Source organism: Bacillus sp. JJ1532 (assembly GCF_036965085.1).
Lineage (GTDB): Bacteria > Bacillota > Bacilli > Bacillales > Cytobacillaceae > Cytobacillus.
Genome location: NZ_JBALOW010000058.1, coordinates 1 through 17,926 on the forward strand (window position 1 = coordinate 1; position 17,926 = coordinate 17,926).

Consider the following 17,926-nt stretch of genomic DNA (forward strand, 5'->3'; position numbering starts at 1 on the left):
ATTTAGTTGAATAACACACTTTAATGAAAACTGGATATTTATGTTGAAATATTAATGAGCTGATGAAGGCCCAATGCTTTTATATTGTAAATATTTAAAGTAATAAGTTTGGTTAGAAATGCTTATTTAAATAAAGAGATTACAAAAGTTATTATTGGGGATTATACAGATTAATAATTAAACATGGAGATGATTATGGTGAACGAGCGAAAATCAGCTAATGAGGTTGCCGAGGCAGAAATGAAAATAATTGAAAAACTCGAAGATGGTAAGGTCCATGGCACAACAAAAGGAAGTACTGAGGAAACAACAGCAAACCTTAATTTGCAGGCAAAATTCAGCGATGAAGATGATGAGCCTGAAATAGGTACTTCCCCGGCAGCCATTGTAACACCTTCATAAGGTAGAAATAAGGAATGATAAAGAAGTCGGCGAGTCGACTTTTTTCTTATTGTGTGAATATTTTTCTTTCCAAATTATTGGCTATTGGTGAAATTTTGATAGATAAGCATTAGTCAGCTAGTACCAGAATAAATGTTTTTTTAGACATACCGATTAAAGAATGGTGGAATCTATATCGAGAAAGCAATAGGAAACTAATTGAGGAAGAAATTAGAGAATCTTTAGGTGAACTTTCTTTGGAAGAACTTCAAAGGATCCGTGAACAGATAAAAGAAAAACAGAATTGAATGTACAGCAGTTAGATTAACCTAATACAACAAAATTGTTTGAAGGAATCGTTACAAAAATATGTGCATTCTGCTTTAATTGGGATGCTTTATTCTTCTTTAAGTAGCGGAGGTTAGTGGCAGTTCAAACTTTCAGGTGATTTTGTTATATATTAATAATTGTATGTTTAATGTTTAAATCTGGATTTCCTACATGAATTTAGACTTCTTTGGAAATAAAATGATTATGATTCTTTTAAACGAAGATCCGTGCAAGACAATTTAAAAAAAGAAAGGGGCTATCTCATGAAAAACATTAAAGAAGGCGAAATCTTTACAAATGACCAGGGCGAGGAAATTGAAGTGCTGGCAGTCGTAAATATGGAAGGGACAGAATACGTTGCAGTCAGCTTTGTGGAGGATCTTCAAGAAGAAATCGAGGAAGACATTGATATTTTCTTTTTAAAGGTCAATCAGGATGGAGATTTCACAGCCATTGAAAGCGATGAGGAATTCGACAGAGTTTCTTCAGCCTTTGATGAAATAATGCAAGAAGACTAATACTTTACAGGAAAAAAAGGGAGTAAAAAACCTTGCTAATGGGGCTGTTGACAATCTAATAGGAATATCGAAAATCTGTGTAGAATTTATTCTATACAGGTTTTTTTATTGGGGGAATTTATATGATAGGTCGTAAAGATGATTAACAAAGTAAAATGGAATTTAATGGTTTAAACGATTTTGTTCCATCAAACCATATTTCTTCGACAAATTAATGAGAAGATAGATTTTCCATTATATATAACAAAGCGGAAAGGTATTATTCAAAACTTGTTTAAGGACAGAGGGCATTCTGGAAGGAATTTTGTTTTTTATGATTTAGATGGTAATAAATTTGATGTATGGGGTGAACTTAGTCCAATCTTCAAAGAAAAATATCTTATTTCCAGATAGCATGCTAAAGGAGGCGATGATTCTACAAAACAGAAAACAAATAAAAAACCCTAGAACCATTGATATAACAAGGTTTCTAGGGTTTTTACTTACGCTATTTACAAAGCGTATTAATTAACGAGAGTAGAACTCAACGATTAGAGATTCGTTAATTTCAGCTGGAAGTTCAGAACGCTCTGGTAAGCGAGTGAAAGTTCCTTCTAATTTGTCAGCATCGAATGTAACAAAATCAGGAACGAAATTGTTAACTTCGATTGCTTCTTTAACAATGTCAAGGTTGCGAGATTTTTCGCGAACGCTGATTGTTTGACCAGGTGCAACACGGTAAGATGGGATATCTACACGCTTGCCATCAACTAAGAAATGACCATGGTTAACAAGTTGGCGCGCTTGGCGACGAGTGCGTGCTAAGCCTAAACGATAAACAACGTTATCAAGACGTGATTCTAAAAGAACCATGAAGTTTTCACCGTGTTTACCAGCCATTTTGCCAGCTCTATCAAATAGGTTACGGAATTGACGCTCATTTACACCATACATATGACGAAGCTTTTGCTTCTCTTGTAATTGTAATCCGTATTCAGATAATTTTTTGCGTTGGTTTGGACCATGTTGTCCAGGAGCGTAAGGACGCTTTTCTAATTCTTTACCTGTACCGCTTAGAGAGATTCCAAGACGACGAGATAATTTCCAGCTTGGACCAGTATAACGAGCCATTTAAGACTCCTCCTTTAATGTTTTTATTTTGGTAAAATAAAAACAGATGTGCTATAAGTTATGGTCATTTTGTTTTCATGTACCTTCGCCCTAGCAGCTAAGGGTTACGCAGTACCCCTTCTTCAGAAAAGCTTCGAAAAGCTAATTGAGGAACAAAATGAATTCATAAAACAGTACACATAGGCTGCAATATTTTACACAAAGAGTATTATATAATTTTTGATTAAGAAAAGTCAAGGAGTATTACGGAAGATGGTGAAGAAAGCGGCTTAATTTTTTCCTGCTCCCATCATTTATATATGATATAATAAAGTAAGTAAGATTAAAACCATCTAAGAGTGATACTAGTGAATGAATTAAAAAAGAGTAGTTTATCCGATTTATGTTAATCGGTTTTTTTAAATTGGTTACAGTTTAGTTTTAACAAATCGGGTATAAGTATTGGGACTGTTGAAATGAAATAGTCAAAAAGAAATAAGAACTTTTGTCTATTTACATATATAATGGATTTATATGGGAAACGGGAATGAAAATAGGTGATGATTAGATGGTTAATAATGAGCATGAATTAATATTGAAATTGAAAAGTAATTTTTTTGATATCATAGATACAGAAAATGGCTTTTTGGTATATGATGATGTATTGAAAAATATGCTCTCAGCCATCAAAACCTTATTAAATGCCAAGGAAGCTACTTTTTTTAGTTTTAATAATTGTAAAGAGAAATTACTGATTGAGACCTCTACACTTAACAGCATAGAACAAGTGACATGCCCAAATATTTCTAAGGAAGAATTGATAAATGAGGTTGGTCAATTACAGTCCTTTTATCGTGAATTGCCGGGATTTGAAGAATATGATTTAATGCTAGTTTTGGAGAAAAAGAATTCCTTTCTTGGAATTATGGCTTTGAAAGAGCAAGAAGCTGGTATGAACTCTCTTTCTGATAATGTTCTCGAGGGAATAAGTCATCATACTTTAAAATTTCTTGAAAATGTTCAATCACTTAATAATAAAGTATCAGAGGATAGAAGGTATAAACAGCTATTCCGTGTGACAGAAAAATTTCATTCTACGATGAATATGGATGATGTCCTCGGCGAAATTATTTCTACACTTAAAGAGGTCTATCCAACATTCACTTACTACCTCCTGCTTTCACATGATAATCATATGCTTGAAGATCTGCCTATAAAGGATTTAGACTTCAATAGCGAAAATATTGCGGCTATGCAGGCATATGTAACAGGCAATATTCAATTTGAAGATTCCGTTCAAATGAAACGATCAGTTCTATATGCACCTTTGAAAGGAAAACAGGGCGTTTATGGGGTTTTGCAAGTAATTGCTTCCAATACCATTGTTTTTCCAGATAGTGAAGTTGAGTTTATCACTCTTTTAGCAAATACAGCGGGCAGTGCATTAGAAAATGCTCAGCTTTACCAGCAATCGAAGCGCCTTATTACAGACCTAAAATTAATCAATGAAACTTCTCATCGCTTGAACTCAAATTTAAGATTAACAGAATCAATGGCGTTTATGACTGAGCAAATTTCGGACTCTTTTGGAGCAGAAGAAGTTGGTTTCATCTTATACGGTAAAGGTGGAAAACAAATTGAGGTATTAAAGGGAAGTACAGCTTTCTTTCACACAAGTGACGCAGAAAGCTATATCCAATATATAAAGGGCAGAATTGATAAAGAGGTGGAGTCCCTTTTTATTGGTGATTTTCAATTGTCATTTGAATCAGGTGTGAAGCATTTTAAATCGATAATGGCAGTTCCTATGACCCAGTCTGGAGTCCTAAAAGGGTTTGTACTTGTCATGAGTGAGCCGCCTTATCGCTTCTCTTTTGAAACCTTTAAGCTTCTGCAATCTTTGATCCACCACTCCACTCTGGCTATTACAAACTCAATGCTTAGAGAGGAACTTGAAAAGATGGTTGTAACAGACCATTTAACTAAGCTATATTCGCGAAATTATCTCGATGATAAAATTTATCAATCGATGAACGAAGATCATGAAGGTACGTTTATAATGATTGATATTGATAATTTTAAAACCATCAATGATACGTATGGTCATCAAGTTGGGGATGAGGTTATCATTCAGGTGGCAGGGCTGATAAACGCCAATATTAGGGGAACAGATATTGGTGCAAGATGGGGCGGGGAAGAACTTGCCATTTACTTGCCAGGTGTTTCTTTAATCGCTGGTGTGGTGATAGCTGAAAGGCTTGTTGCGAGAGTGTGTGAATGTTCCAACCCTCAAGTGACCATTTCATGTGGAGTTTCACATTGGACCAGAGGACAAGGGGATACGTACGCCTCATTATTTAAACGTGCTGATAAAGCATTATATGTTGCTAAGCAAACTGGAAAAAATAAAGTCATTGTTCAAGAAAGTGATATTGTCATTGAAAAGACTTCGCCATAATTCTGTGGCGAGGTCTTTTTTTCCTCATTAAATAAGCATTCAAAACTTTCATATTATGCATACCCTGTAAAGAGATCTTTTTTTATTTTATGATGAGAGCGTTTACTGAAGAGGGGAGATTTTATGAAAGAGAAAAAAGATGTGAGTTTCGAAACGAAGGTCATCCATGAAGGATATGAAGCAGAAAAATATTGTGGCAGTCTGACACCGCCTATTTTTCAAACATCAACATTTGCATTTGAAACAGCCCAGCAAGGGGAAAGGCGCTTTGCTGGAAAAGAAGAAGGCTTTGTTTATTCTAGACTTGGGAACCCGACAGTAAAAATGCTTGAGGAAAGAGTAGCGGCATTAGAAAATGGTGAAGCTTGCCTAGCATTTGGGTCGGGAATGGCTGCTGTGTCTGCTGTTCTGTTTGCACTGACCAAAACAGGTGATCATATTTTATGCTCCCAAGGTGTGTATGGCAGCACATTTGGCCTGCTTCAGATGATGAATGATAAATATAATATCAGTCATGACTATTCTGCGATGGAAACAAGGGAGCAGCTGCTTGAAGCCATCCGTCCAGAAACAGTTTGTATCTATGTAGAAACACCTATTAATCCAACTATGAAGCTTGTAGATTTACAAATGGTTGCTGAGATTGGGAAAGAAAAGGGAATTCTAGTTGTAGTAGATAATACTTTCAGTTCCCCTTATTTACAAAATCCAATCAATCTTGGCTGTGATGTTGTTATCCATAGTGCGACTAAATATATTTGTGGTCATGGAGATGTGATTGCAGGTCTTGTAATTGGGCCTAAGGAGTTTATTGAGGAAGTGGCCATGACAACGCAAAAGGATATAGGCGGAATTATCTCTCCTTTTGATGCTTGGCTGCTGCTAAGGGGTTTAAAGTCTTTGGCAGTAAGGATGGATCGCCATTGTGATAACACAGAGAAATTGGCAGATTACCTGCTTTCACATCCAAAGGTAAACAAAGTGTATTATCCTGGACATAAACATAATTCAGAATTTGAAATTGCCCAGAAGCAGATGAGAAGACCAGGCGGAATGATTTCCTTTACTTTGAAAGGGGAAAAGGAAACAGCTCAAAATTTTATGAATGCATTAAAACTTATTAAAATTGCCGTAAGTCTAGGAGATGCAGAAACATTAATTCAGCATCCAGCGACAATGACCCATGCGGCTGTACCGAAGGACTCCAGAGAAAAAATGGGGATTGATGATACGCTTTTAAGACTGTCTGTTGGACTTGAATCTTGGCACGACATTCGTGACGACATTGAACAGGCATTGGAAAAAGTAGAATAAGAGCAAAACGCGATGAGATTTTTCATCGCGTTTCTTGTCAATTTATAAAAAGGAGACCAATATTCGTGTGAAATCTTCAAGCTCCTTCTGGTCAACCTCATCAAATCGATTTTTTTCAGGTGAATCAATATCCAGAACACCGATTAACTGGCCATTTTTGATGAGTGGGATAACAATCTCTGATTGAGATGCTGCGTCACAGGCGATATGGCCTGGGAATAAATGAACATCTTCTACACGGACAGTTTCCATGAGTTTTGCTGATGTACCGCAAACACCCCTTCCAATCGGAATTCTAACACATGCTGGAAGGCCCTGAAATGGCCCAAGGACAAGCTCATTGTTATCCATTAAATAAAATCCAACCCAATTAATCCGATCTAAAAATTGGTTTAATAGAGCGGAAGCATTGCTTAAATTTGCAATTACATTACTTTCCCCCTCAAGCAATGCAGCAAGCTGCTTTTTTACTAATTTATAGTTTTCTTCACGTTTCCCGTGGTAAGTTTCGACGTTAAACAACTTCATACACCCTACTTTCTATCAATGTTTTTAAAAAAATCGCAAAATCAGAAGAAATACCCAATACTTTGTCGAGATTTTTATAAAGGATATAGTGATTTTAACAAGAATGTTTATACATAACAAGAAATCCACGTTATTTGACAATTTTTCGCTGTTACTGTCAATTTGCTTATGGTCGCTATCTATGTTTTTACGCTAATGATCGTGATGAATATGTTTGTTGTAATAAAGCTAATAAAATTATAAAGCAGGTGAAAACATGAGCAGAGATGTGAAAAGGGCAATTGTTAATGCAGCAATCAGTCTATTTAATGTCAATGGATTTGATGGCACATCGGTACGGGATATTGCCAATAAGGCAAAGGTGAACTCGGCAAATATTGCTTATTACTTCGATAATAAACACGGATTGCTAGAGCATTGCTTTACAGTTTTTTTCGAAGGGTATGTGGAGCAAATTGAAGATGGATTTTCAACCCTTGATCAGGGTGCAGCAGGCTGTTTGAGAAAAATTACGGAAAATGTGATGTATTATCAATTTGAAAATATTTATTTAACGAGATTAATATGGAGGGAAATTTCGATTGACTCTCAGGTTGTTCGTGAAATTATGTCAACCTATTTGATGAAAGAAAGGTTTTATTTAAGTAAAGTATTTGAACGAGGAATGATAACGAGAGAATTCCGAACTCTATCTCCTGATTATATGATTCTCCAATTAAAGGGGCTATTAAGTATGCCTTTTTTAAATATACAATATATGACCGAAGTTTTGCATGTGATGCCAAACGAAAAGTATTTTGCTGAGAAATACGTTCGTGAAGTTTATCACTGGATTGATGGGGTTATATGCAAGCGGCCGTATGACCCGCCAATTTATCTAGCCGTAAAATAAAAATGGAAGGAAATCTAAGCAGGATTTCCCTCAAAAAAGCATCTCATCCATCCCTTGCCCAAGATCCTTAATTTGATGAGAATCAGATCCATATACAAGCGGGATCCCTTTTTTCATGGCTTCTTTTACAACCCAGTTAGGTGGATAGGGCTCCCTGCATAGAGGTTTGGAAAATCCAGCGCCGTTATAGTCTAGCTCATATCCCTTATTACTAATAGCTGAAAGGACCTCTTGAATAAGTTCAACAAATTCCCTTTGTGCCGGAAATTTTTTTTGGAATTTTTTCACTAACGTCATATGACCGATCCTTTTTGGTTTGAAAGGACCTAAGTCAGAATGAATGGACTTAAGCAATGAATGAAAATATGCCTCGTAAATAGCCTCGATAGAACCATATTTTTCAATCATTTGCCCAAAAACTTCAGGGCTGTAATCCAGACAGTCATAGCCATTTCCAAACTTTAAAAAATGGACAGATAATATAGAGTCGTCTAATAATGGTCCATATTGAGTTAGAAAGGAGCGCGTCTCTTCTTCAAATCCCTCAATAAAATCTACTTCAAGTCCTGCGTTAATTTTGATTTTTTGACTGAAGATAGATTTTACCCTTTCTATTTCTTGCAAGTACTTCTCAAGCTCTTCCATTCTCATGGAGCTGTCCCGGGCTGGTGTGGGGTCATTAAATCCTATAGGCAGTGGTGCGTGCTCGGTAAATGATATTTCCTTAAAACCTAAGGCAATTGCTTTTTCGACATAACCCTCAAGAGCATCATTCGTGCCATGAGGACAGAAGGGAGTATGAATATGTCCATCTTTTTCCATTAGAAAATTAAACCTTCTTTCTGTAAAATTCAAGAAAAGGCAAAATATTTGAAAAAATGACACGCTTAGTGTTCAATAAAGAATACAATGTACATTTTTTTCCCTAATTTAGATAAAAAATTGAAATTAATAGTCAAAAATTGTCGTATACATGGTATCATAAAAACATTGAACTGAACATTATTTTTAATTCGATATAGAAGGATTTGGCTCGGTACAGAACAGGGGGCTTTTTGGAGAATGGAATATATTATTGGCGGCATCGTCATCGTGATCGTGCTTTTTTTAACAGGATACATATTAAAGAAAAAATATTATAAAGAAATAGATCGGCTTGAAACATGGAAGATGGATATTGTTAATCGCCCTGTTCTCGATGAAATGTCTAAAGTAAAGCAATTAAATATGACTGGACAAACGGAAGAATTGTTTGAGCGCTGGAGAACTGAATGGGATGATATTGTTACGGCCCAGCTTCCAAATGTTGAAGAATATTTATTCGATGCGGAGGAATATATCGATAAATACCGCTTTAGGAAGGCAAAAGAAGTACAGCAGTCTACCGAAAACTTTTTAAACGAAATTGAAGAAAATATTAAAAAGTTATTAAACGAATTGAACGAGCTAGTTGGAAGCGAAGAAAAGAATAGGTCAGATATTGAAGAGTTGAAGGATTTATATCGCGAGAGCAAGAAATCCTTATTGGCACATCATCACACATATGGGAAAACAGCTGATATTCTTGAGCAGCATTTAGATGAAACCTTTGCAAAATTTGAAGTTTTTGATGAAAAAACAGATAATGGCAACTATCTAGAAGCACGGGAAATTGTTTTAACCATTCATGCTCAGCTAAATGAAGTTAAATTTAAAATGGATAGAATCCCTGAATTTCTTGTCGAGTGTCAATCGAAAATCCCATCTCAATTGAAAGAATTGAGTGACGGATACAAAGAAATGGTTGAACAGGGATATATCCTTGATCATATTGAATTTGATAAAGAAATAAACAGACTTGAAAATGAAACAACGGCTTATTTAAGTCTAATCGAGTTAGCTGACATGACAGATGTACAAAAAGGAATAGAAGAAATTAAGGGAAGCATTGATTTCCTTTATGAACTGCTTGAAGCTGAGGTTCATGCGAAGCATTATATTGGACAGCAGGATGAGCCCACAAGGAATATGTTATTTACGAACAAAGAAATAAACAGGCAGTTAAAGGATGAAGTGGAGCTCGTTCGTCAAAGCTACCATCTTTCAGAAAAGGATATAATCATTCAGACAGAGCTAGAGAAGAAGTTAAGTCAATTAAATAAAAGTTATGAGGTTCTGGAACACAAAATAATTTCAGAAAACACGGCTCATACATTGCTTAAAACGGAGCTTGTAGGAATTAAAGAACAATTGGAAGAGATTGAGGAAGAGCATGTTAAGTTTGCAGAAAAGCTTCAGGCACTAAGAAAAGATGAAATGGCTGCTCGTGAAAGCATTAATGATTTAAGAAAAAGATTGGCTGAAACATCAAGGCTTGTTTCAAAAAGCAATATTCCAGGGCTTCCTCAGGACTATTTATATTTAATGGAAGATGCAAAAGAGAGCATTGGAAATGTCATTTTGAAGCTTGATGAAAAGCCGCTGAATATCCAAACGATCCAGCAATATTTAGAGGTTGCTGTGCTGACTGTGGAGAAAATTGTAAATACAACAAATGATATGATTGAAACGGTCATGCTCGTTGAAAAAGTTATTCAGTATGGAAACCGCTATCGGAGAAGATATCCCTCAGTTGCAAGAGGCTTACAGGATGCAGAGGCTTCCTTTAGAGGATTTGATTACAAGACAGCCTTAGAGCAGGCAGCAACAGCGGTAGAGGAAATTGACCCTAGTGCAATGAAGAAGATTGAAGAATTAATAAGTGAATAGTAAAGAAGAAGAGGTGTCCGAATAGGGATACCTCTTCTTCTTTGGTTATCTTATGATAGGTCTTTAGTGGATTCTAAATTCTTTGTCCCATTAAGATCATTAAAAATTTGCCAAATAAACTTAAAACGTTTTACGCCTAATTTTCATTTTTTGCGATAATATAGGAAAGATGCATTTTCAATCGATTATATTTATGCTAAGATTTACAATTGCCATCCGTTTATTTTTAGGAGGAAAGTAAAAATGATTTACTTTGATAATAGTTCAACGACTAAGCCTTATAGAGAGGTTTTAGAGTCTTTTTTAAAGGTTTCCTCTGAGTATTTCGGAAATCCATCTTCCTTGCATGGGCTAGGTGCTCAATCGGAAAAGCTGCTTTCCCAAGCAAGAGAACAAATAGCCAAGCTTTTAGATGTCCAAAAAAATGAAATATACTTTACTTCCGGCGGGACTGAAAGTAATAATATTGCGATAAAAGGTGCGGCTCTCATGCATAAAGGCAGGGGCCGGCACTTAATAACAACCGAAATTGAACATCCTTCAGTAAAGGAATCCATAGAGCAATTAAAGGACCTGGGCTTTCGGGTCACCTATATCCCTGTTGACCAAAACGGGATTGTAAAGGTAGAGGATATTGAAAGAGCGATTTGCGATGACACCATTTTAGTTTCCGTTATGCACGTAAATAACGAGATTGGCTCTATTCAGCCAATTCATGAAATTGGACAGCTTCTCATGCAATATTCTAAAATCCTTTTTCATGTCGACTTTGTTCAAGGTATTGGGAAAGTGCCTCTGAATATTCGTGAAAGCCGAGTGGATTTATGCACAATATCAGGGCATAAATTTCATGGCCTAAAGGGGACTGGAGCTCTGTTTGTTCGAGATGGGGTAAAGATTTCTTCATTAATTACAGGCGGAGGACAGGAATGGCGGCTTAGAAGTGGAACTGAAAATGTTGCAGGTATGGTTGCGATGGCGAAGGCTCTTAGGCTAACAATTCTGCGGCAAACAGAGCAAATAAATAATATGGTAAAAATTAAGGATTTTTTAAGAGACAAATTGGAAATGATAGAAGGGGTTACTATTCATACCCCTATTTGCCAGTCGGCTCCTCATATTATTAATTTTTCAATAAAAGGATTTAAGGCTGAAGTGTTCATCCATGCTCTGGAGGAAATGGATATTTACGTTTCATCTACAAGTGCATGCTCTTCAAAAAGGCAAAAGGCAAGCACGACATTAATCGCTATGGGCATTCCTGAGGAAGAGGCGTTGAGCGCTATTAGAATTAGCTTATCCTATGATAATACACTTAATGAGGCAGAGCAATTTATGAAGGCAGTAAACGAAGCCGTTGCTAGGCTAAGAAAGGTAATGAACTAAAATGAATTATGATCGTATTCTTATTCGATATGGCGAATTATCAACAAAAGGAAGAAACAGAAAGTTATTTATTGATCAATTACGGAGAAATATTAAAAGGGTTCTCCGTAATTTTGAAAAAATAAAAATTGAAGCAAATAGAGAAAGAATGTTCGTGTTATTAAATGGAGAAAACGGTGAAGAAATCATCGAGCGTTTAAGGCATGTATTTGGTATTCAATCATTCAGCCCCGCGGTAAAAACGGAAAAAGACTTAGAAAAAATGAAAGAAGCAGCCCTGTCGCTATTTCGGAAAATTTACGAGCCAGGGCAAACATTCAAAATTACTACAAAAAGAGCAGATAAAACCTTTAATCAAGATACAAATGAAGTTAATCATACATTCGGCACCCATATTTTAAAAAATGTAGAGGATTTAAAGGTCAATGTAAAAAATCCCGATATCAATCTTCAAATTGAGATCAGAGAAGAAGGTGTTTATCTTTCATGTGAAACGATACAGGGTGCTGGCGGGCTTCCGGTCGGTTCTAGCGGAAAAGCCATGCTGATGCTGTCAGGCGGAATCGACAGCCCTGTAGCCGGGTATCTATCCATGAAGAGAGGTATAGAGCTAGAAGCGGTTCACTTCTATAGTCCTCCTTTCACGAGCGAGAGGGCGAAACAGAAGGTTTTGGATTTATCAGAAAAGCTGGCTCATATTAGCGGCGAAGTTGTCCTTCATATTGTGCCATTTACTGAAATTCAGCAGCTCATTCAGCAGCAGATTCCTGAGAATTATTCGATGACTACGACTAGGCGGCTCATGCTAAGAATTACAGATGAAATAAGGAAGAACAATGAAGGCTTGGCGATCATTACTGGAGAAAGCCTTGGACAGGTTGCGAGCCAAACACTTGAAAGTATGTACGCAATAAATGATGTAACAAATACTCCGATCATCCGGCCGTTAATTACAATGGATAAGTCCGAAATTATCGATATTGCCCATCAAATTGATACATTTGAAATATCGAATCAGCCTTATGAGGATTGCTGTACAGTGTTCGTTCCTTCATCTCCAAAAACAAAACCTAAACGTGAAAAGGTACAGTACTATGAAAGTTATACAGATTATGAGCCTTATATTAGAAAAGCTGTTGAAAATACGGAAACGATCCGGATTAAACCGGAATCTTTAAAGCAGGAAATGTTAGAAGATTTATTTTAATGCTCTATAAAAGTTGGTCGACAAGGCTCTCTTAATCTGCCAGAAGTTGAAACAATTACCAATAAATATTTGAATATGGCCATGTGATTCTACACATTCTATACTCACAAGGAGGTGAAGTCACATGGCAAACAACAGCTCAAACCAACTTCTAGTTCCTGGAGTGCAACAAGCTCTTGACCAAATGAAGTATGAAATTGCTAGCGAATTTGGTGTAAACCTTGGAGCAGATACAACATCTCGTGCTAACGGATCTGTCGGAGGAGAAATCACTAAGCGTTTAGTACAAATGGCTGAACAGCAATTAGGTGGTCGCTAATCTTAATAAAAAAAAATAATATGGCTACATGGAGCAGGATATTTACATCCTGCTCCTATTTTATTTTCCCTTGCCTATATAGGTTAAACCTAACCTTTGATACTAAATAATTTAAAATTTCAAATTAATTTAGTATAATCATTTTAAAAGAACCATCTTGAGCAAGGCATGAGATTAGACAGACTATTGGGGGAGATTTGATGAAGCGTGAAGACTTATTAGCACCTGAGAAGTACAATCTAGTATCCGAAATAGAGCGATTTGCAAGTGATTCTAATAGGCTTGCAATTAAATGGGAAAATGAACTTGGGGACAAAAAAGAGGTTACGTACAAAGAACTGCTTAAAAATGCAAACAGAATCGGGAATGTTTTCCTTCAACATGGCCTGAAAAAAGGTGATGTTCTTTTAATCGTTGTTCCTCGGCTTATAGAAGCCTATCAAGTATACATAGCAGCTTTAAAAGCTGGTTTAGTAGTCATTCCAAGCTCTGAAATGCTTCGAACAAAAGACCTCCAATATCGGATTACACATGGTGATGTAAAGGGTATCGTTAGTTATTTCCCATATGTCGATCAATTTGAACATATAAAGGAAATAGAGAATTTACCAAAGTTTGTGATTGGAAGCCCGCAAGAACAATGGATCGATTTAAATAAAGAAATGGAAGCTGCTACGGACGAGCTGCCATTGGCTGATACAAGTAAAAGTGACATGGCGTTTCTTTCTTATACATCCGGGACGACAGGAAATCCAAAAGGCGTTGTCCACACTCATGGCTGGGCATTTGCCCATCTGCGAGCGGCAGCACCAAACTGGCTTTGTATCGAAGAAGGTGATACTGTTTGGGCAACAGCAGGTCCGGGCTGGCAGAAGTGGATATGGAGTCCATTCCTTTCCGTATTAGGCTCTGGAGCAACTGGCTTCGTCTATAATGGAAAATTTGAAGCAAAGAAATACTTGCAGCTTCTTCAGCAGTATGAAGTAAATGTTCTATGCTGTACACCTACAGAATATCGAATTATGGCAAAGGTAGATAATATTCATGAATATAAGCTGCCGAATTTAAGAAGTGCTGTTTCAGCAGGTGAGCCTTTGAATAGTGAAGTAATTGAAACTTTTAAAAGGTACTTTAATGTGGCTGTGCGTGATGGTTATGGCCAAACAGAAAATACATTGCTTGTTGGTATTACAAAAGGAATGGATTTAAAGGCTGGTTCTATGGGGAAACCTATACCAGGGAATAGTGTAGAAATTATCAATGAAAACGGCGAACCTTGCGGAGTAAATGAGGTGGGAGATATCGCTGTTCATATAGATACACCAGCCCTATTTAAAAAATATTATAAAGATCCTGAAAGAACGGCCATGCAGTTCAGAGGAGCTTATTATATTACAGGGGATAAAGCAAAGAAAGATGAAGAGGGTTATTTCTGGTTTGAAGGCCGCGGAGATGATATCATCATCAGTTCTGGCTATACAATTGGACCATTCGAGGTGGAGGATGCACTTGTCAAACATCCTTTTGTGAAGGAGTGTGCGGTCGTTGCAAGCCCTGATGAGGTTCGCGGGAATATTGTCAAAGCCTTTGTTGTTTTGCAGGATGGAATAAATGAAGACGATTCGCACATTGTGAAAACCCTTCAAGAACATGTGAAGGAACTGACAGCGCCATATAAATATCCTCGTAAAATCGAGTTTTTAGCTGAGCTGCCAAAAACAACATCTGGTAAAATTCGCCGTGTTGAACTTCGAAAACAAGAAATGGAAGCAGCAACGAAAAAATAAACACAATATTTTAGAGCGATAAATTATTCATGCAGGCGAAAAACCGCCTGCATTTTGTCTAGCTTCAGCGCCTACCCCCGAAGTACAGGACGTACTAGTGTCGGCAATGCGACAGGACAAGTAACGCTTCGGAAGCGTAATCATCGCACGACCAAAAGTGAAGCTTTTGGGAGGACTTCGCGTTTATGTCGACCTCGAGGTCACAAGCCCAACCTGAAAGGTAGAGCTCACCTTTCTGTGAGGATTGGCTTGTGCTTGTCGGGGGTGACCTAGGCGCTTCAACTTTTCTACTAATATGGAGGTATGGACATGGACACACTTTGGTACGGTGGAAATATTTATTCTTTATTAGAGCAAGATCATAAGGTAGAAGCTGTTTATACGAAAGGAAACCGAATCGTTGCAATGGGAACTGAGGCAGATTTGAAGCAGAGATTCGGCCATGAAATAGAGAGCAATATTGATTTACATGGTGACACGATGCTTCCTGGATTTGTTGATAGCCATATGCACCTTATTGGATATGGTGAAAAGCTGAATCGACTTGATTTAACAAATTGTCAATCGAAAGAGGAAGCTCTGCAGGCCGTAAAGCAATATTCTGCAACAATTGAAAAAGGAGAATGGATTATCGGCGATGGCTGGAATGAAAATCTATGGGGGCCCCGAGCTACACCCATCTTTAATTATGAATTAGATACAATTGTTCCGGATCATCCTGTCTTTCTTAAGAGGGTTTGCAGACATGCACTTGTTGCAAATTCTAAAGCACTCGAAGCTGCAAATATCAATCAAAATACAGCTAATCCGGAAGGAGGGGTGATAGGAAGAGATGAAAATGGAAAGCTGAATGGCTTGCTAAAGGAAGAGGCTCAAGAACTTTTATATCGTGTTCTTCCAGTAGTATCTGCTGCCAATCTAAAAAGCTACATTCGTGCAGCTATTCAAAGTGCCTACAAATTAGGGTTAACAGGTGTACATACAGAGGATTTAAGCTACTATGGCGGATACGAGAGAACATTACAAGCTTTTAAGGATATCATTGAGGAGGAAGGCTATTCCTTTCGGGCTCATCTTTTAGTTCATCACCTTGTTGTAGATGATATGAAGGAAGCGGGAGAAACCTTTCTGAGCGGTAATGAATGGATTGAATTTGGAGCGATGAAGATTTTTGCTGATGGTTCATTAGGAAGCAGTACTGCATTGCTAAGTCACCCATATGCTGATGATCCTTCTACATCAGGCGTAGCGATCTTTTCACAGGATCAATTAAATCAACTTGTTAAAAAGGCGAGAGAATATAAATTGCCTGTAGCCGTTCATGCGATCGGTGATTTAGCATTTGAAATGGTTTTGAATGCAATTGAAAAACATCCATTGAGCGGGAATGGGCGTGATCGGCTCATACATGCCCAAATTCTTCGGATGGATTTAATTGAACGTGCAAAAAGGCTGCCGTTAATTTTAGATATTCAACCAAGATTTCTTGCTTCTGATTTTCCATGGGTGATAGACCGAGTCGGCGGGGAACAGGATAAATATCTGTATGCTTGGAACACGTTATTAAAGGAAGGTCTTCCGTGTGCTGGGGGATCAGATGCACCAATCGAACCATTAAGCCCGCTTTTAGGTATTCATGCAGCGGTTACTAGGACAAATATCAATGATCCGGAAAAAACAGTTTATTTTCCAGAAGAAGCATTATCCGTTTTCGAGGCTGTCGGACTATTTACTAAGGGGAGTGCCTATGCTGCTTGTCACGAAAATGATAGAGGGTTAATCAAAGCAGGGTTCTTAGCTGATTTTACCATTTTGAAAGAGGATATTTTTAACATTGACTTACATTCCATACCGGATATTACCGTTTCAAAAACGATAATTGGCGGAAAAATTGTCTTTGATTCATCGAACAAAGATTAAATGGATAAAATTAAAAGATTGCCAGCATCTTTCAGTTCGAACTATAATATTAATATTTCGATACTAGAAAGAATTGAGGAATAAATATGAAAAATAATGAAATAAAGTCAGGAGTCTTTTATGCTGGCTTTTCCTATATCATTTGGGGATTACTGCCGATATATTGGAAGCTCCTTCATCATGTTAACGCGGACGAAATTTTGGTCAACCGAATTTTCTGGTCCTTTTTCTTTGTGGTCGGGATTCTGCTTGTAACAAAAAAGTGGGGAGAATTTCTTCAAATTTTGAAGAATTTCCGTACGAATAAAAAGCAATTATCCGCACTTATTATGGCGTCAATGTTAATAAGCTGTAACTGGTTTATTTACATATGGGCAGTTAATACGGATCAAATAATTGAAGCAAGCCTTGGATACTATATAAATCCACTTGTTAGTGTTTTATTGGGGATGATCGTTTTTAGAGAAAGATTATCGCAGGCACAGTATCTTTCGTTTGCGCTAGCGGCAATTGGCGTTCTAATTCTGACTATTTCTTATGGAAGCTTTCCATGGATATCAATTCTTCTAGCTTTATCTTTCGGCCTTTACGGGTTATCAAAAAAGATGATTAAGGTAGATTCCTCCATTGGGCTAGCTCTCGAAACACTTGTGGTTACTCCACTAGCTTTTATTTATATGGCCGTTCTTTTCGTAAAAGGAAACCAGTCATTCTTATCTGTATCAATTGGAACGGATCTGCTGCTAATTGGAGCAGGGGCAGCTACTGCCATTCCTCTTCTATATTTTGCAAAAGGTGCTCAAAAAATACCAATGTCCACCTTAGGATTCTTACAATTTATCGCACCTACAATTTCATTAATTCTTGGGGTATTCGTTTACCATGAGCATTTTACGAAAGTACATTTGATTTCATTTATTTTTATTTGGTCTGCCATTACAATCTTTTCATTATCTAAAACAAAGTTTTTTGTCTTTTTAAATTCTAAAAGAAATAAGGGAAATAGTTTAGGAGTTTGAGAGTAATAAAAGAATAATATTTTTGAGGAG

15 protein-coding genes and 1 pseudogene are annotated in these 17,926 nt (G+C 37.0%); 13 read left to right on the top strand and 3 right to left on the bottom strand.

Features of this window, described 5'->3' with window-relative positions; translation table 11 throughout:
- The first annotated feature begins 198 nt into the window (after positions 1–198).
- The 3 genes and pseudogenes from V7122_RS18995 to V7122_RS19005 form a co-directional block, all read left to right on the top strand.
- Positions 199–402, top strand: coding sequence for a hypothetical protein (locus V7122_RS18995; protein WP_335528280.1), 204 nt, complete (start codon positions 199–201; stop codon positions 400–402).
- Between the two features lie 572 nt (positions 403–974).
- Positions 975–1,229: a DUF1292 domain-containing protein gene (locus V7122_RS19000; protein WP_335353922.1), complete on the top strand. Its 255-nt coding sequence runs from the start codon at positions 975–977 to the stop codon at positions 1,227–1,229.
- 279 nt (positions 1,230–1,508) lie between these two features.
- Positions 1,509–1,622 (top strand): annotated as a pseudogene (locus V7122_RS19005) (VOC family protein); the annotation flags it as partial.
- Positions 1,623–1,736: 114 nt separating this feature from the next.
- On the opposite strand, the gene rpsD reads toward V7122_RS19005, so the two are convergent.
- Positions 1,737–2,339, bottom strand: a complete 603-nt coding sequence (rpsD, locus tag V7122_RS19010) for a 30S ribosomal protein S4 (protein WP_335353923.1) — start codon at positions 2,337–2,339, stop codon at positions 1,737–1,739.
- Positions 2,340–2,886: 547 nt separating this feature from the next.
- Between rpsD and V7122_RS19015 the strand changes: the two genes are divergently transcribed.
- Both V7122_RS19015 and megL read left to right on the top strand, forming a co-directional pair.
- Complete coding sequence (locus V7122_RS19015) at positions 2,887–4,776, top strand: sensor domain-containing diguanylate cyclase (RefSeq protein WP_335347565.1); 1,890 nt, start codon at positions 2,887–2,889, stop codon at positions 4,774–4,776.
- Between the two features lie 123 nt (positions 4,777–4,899).
- Positions 4,900–6,090 (top strand): methionine gamma-lyase, encoded by a 1,191-nt coding sequence (gene megL, locus V7122_RS19020; protein WP_335353924.1) that lies wholly within the window; start codon positions 4,900–4,902, stop codon positions 6,088–6,090.
- 42 nt (positions 6,091–6,132) lie between these two features.
- Here the strand turns inward: megL and V7122_RS19025 are convergent, their stop codons facing one another.
- Positions 6,133–6,612, bottom strand: coding sequence for a GAF domain-containing protein (locus V7122_RS19025; protein ID WP_335353925.1), 480 nt, complete (start codon positions 6,610–6,612; stop codon positions 6,133–6,135).
- 262 nt (positions 6,613–6,874) lie between these two features.
- On the opposite strand from V7122_RS19025, the gene refZ reads away from it, so the two are divergent.
- Entirely contained in the window at positions 6,875–7,510 is a 636-nt protein-coding gene (gene refZ / locus V7122_RS19030; protein ID WP_335347562.1) for a forespore capture DNA-binding protein RefZ, read from the top strand.
- Between the two features lie 30 nt (positions 7,511–7,540).
- On the opposite strand, the gene hisJ is transcribed toward refZ, so the two are convergent.
- Positions 7,541–8,332, bottom strand: a complete 792-nt coding sequence (gene hisJ, locus V7122_RS19035; RefSeq protein ID WP_335528283.1) for a histidinol-phosphatase HisJ — start codon at positions 8,330–8,332, stop codon at positions 7,541–7,543.
- A gap of 240 nt (positions 8,333–8,572) precedes the next feature.
- Here hisJ and ezrA point away from each other — a divergent pair, with 240 nt between their 5' ends.
- The 7 genes from ezrA to rarD all read left to right on the top strand — a co-directional run bounded on the left by ezrA (position 8,573) and on the right by rarD (position 17,896).
- Complete coding sequence (gene ezrA / locus V7122_RS19040; protein ID WP_335353927.1) at positions 8,573–10,258, top strand: septation ring formation regulator EzrA; 1,686 nt, start codon at positions 8,573–8,575, stop codon at positions 10,256–10,258.
- Positions 10,259–10,501: 243 nt separating this feature from the next.
- Positions 10,502–11,644 carry a cysteine desulfurase family protein gene (locus V7122_RS19045; protein ID WP_335353928.1) on the top strand — a complete coding sequence of 381 codons (1,143 nt, stop codon included), beginning with the start codon at positions 10,502–10,504 and terminating at the stop codon, positions 11,642–11,644.
- Position 11,645: 1 nt separating this feature from the next.
- The gene (gene thiI / locus V7122_RS19050; RefSeq protein WP_335353929.1) at positions 11,646–12,851 is read left to right on the top strand and encodes a tRNA uracil 4-sulfurtransferase ThiI; all 1,206 of its coding nucleotides are present in this window, start codon (positions 11,646–11,648) and stop codon (positions 12,849–12,851) included.
- A gap of 124 nt (positions 12,852–12,975) precedes the next feature.
- Positions 12,976–13,170 (top strand): alpha/beta-type small acid-soluble spore protein, encoded by a 195-nt coding sequence (locus V7122_RS19055; protein ID WP_335347557.1) that lies wholly within the window; start codon positions 12,976–12,978, stop codon positions 13,168–13,170.
- 200 nt (positions 13,171–13,370) lie between these two features.
- Complete coding sequence (gene mbcS / locus V7122_RS19060; protein ID WP_335353930.1) at positions 13,371–14,957, top strand: acyl-CoA synthetase MbcS; 1,587 nt, start codon at positions 13,371–13,373, stop codon at positions 14,955–14,957.
- A gap of 309 nt (positions 14,958–15,266) precedes the next feature.
- A complete protein-coding gene (locus tag V7122_RS19065; RefSeq protein ID WP_335353931.1) occupies positions 15,267–16,877 on the top strand; it encodes an amidohydrolase in 1,611 nt (536 codons plus the stop codon).
- A gap of 86 nt (positions 16,878–16,963) precedes the next feature.
- Positions 16,964–17,896 carry an EamA family transporter RarD gene (gene rarD, locus V7122_RS19070; RefSeq protein ID WP_335353932.1) on the top strand — a complete coding sequence of 311 codons (933 nt, stop codon included), beginning with the start codon at positions 16,964–16,966 and terminating at the stop codon, positions 17,894–17,896.
- The last annotated feature ends 30 nt before the right edge of the window (positions 17,897–17,926 follow it).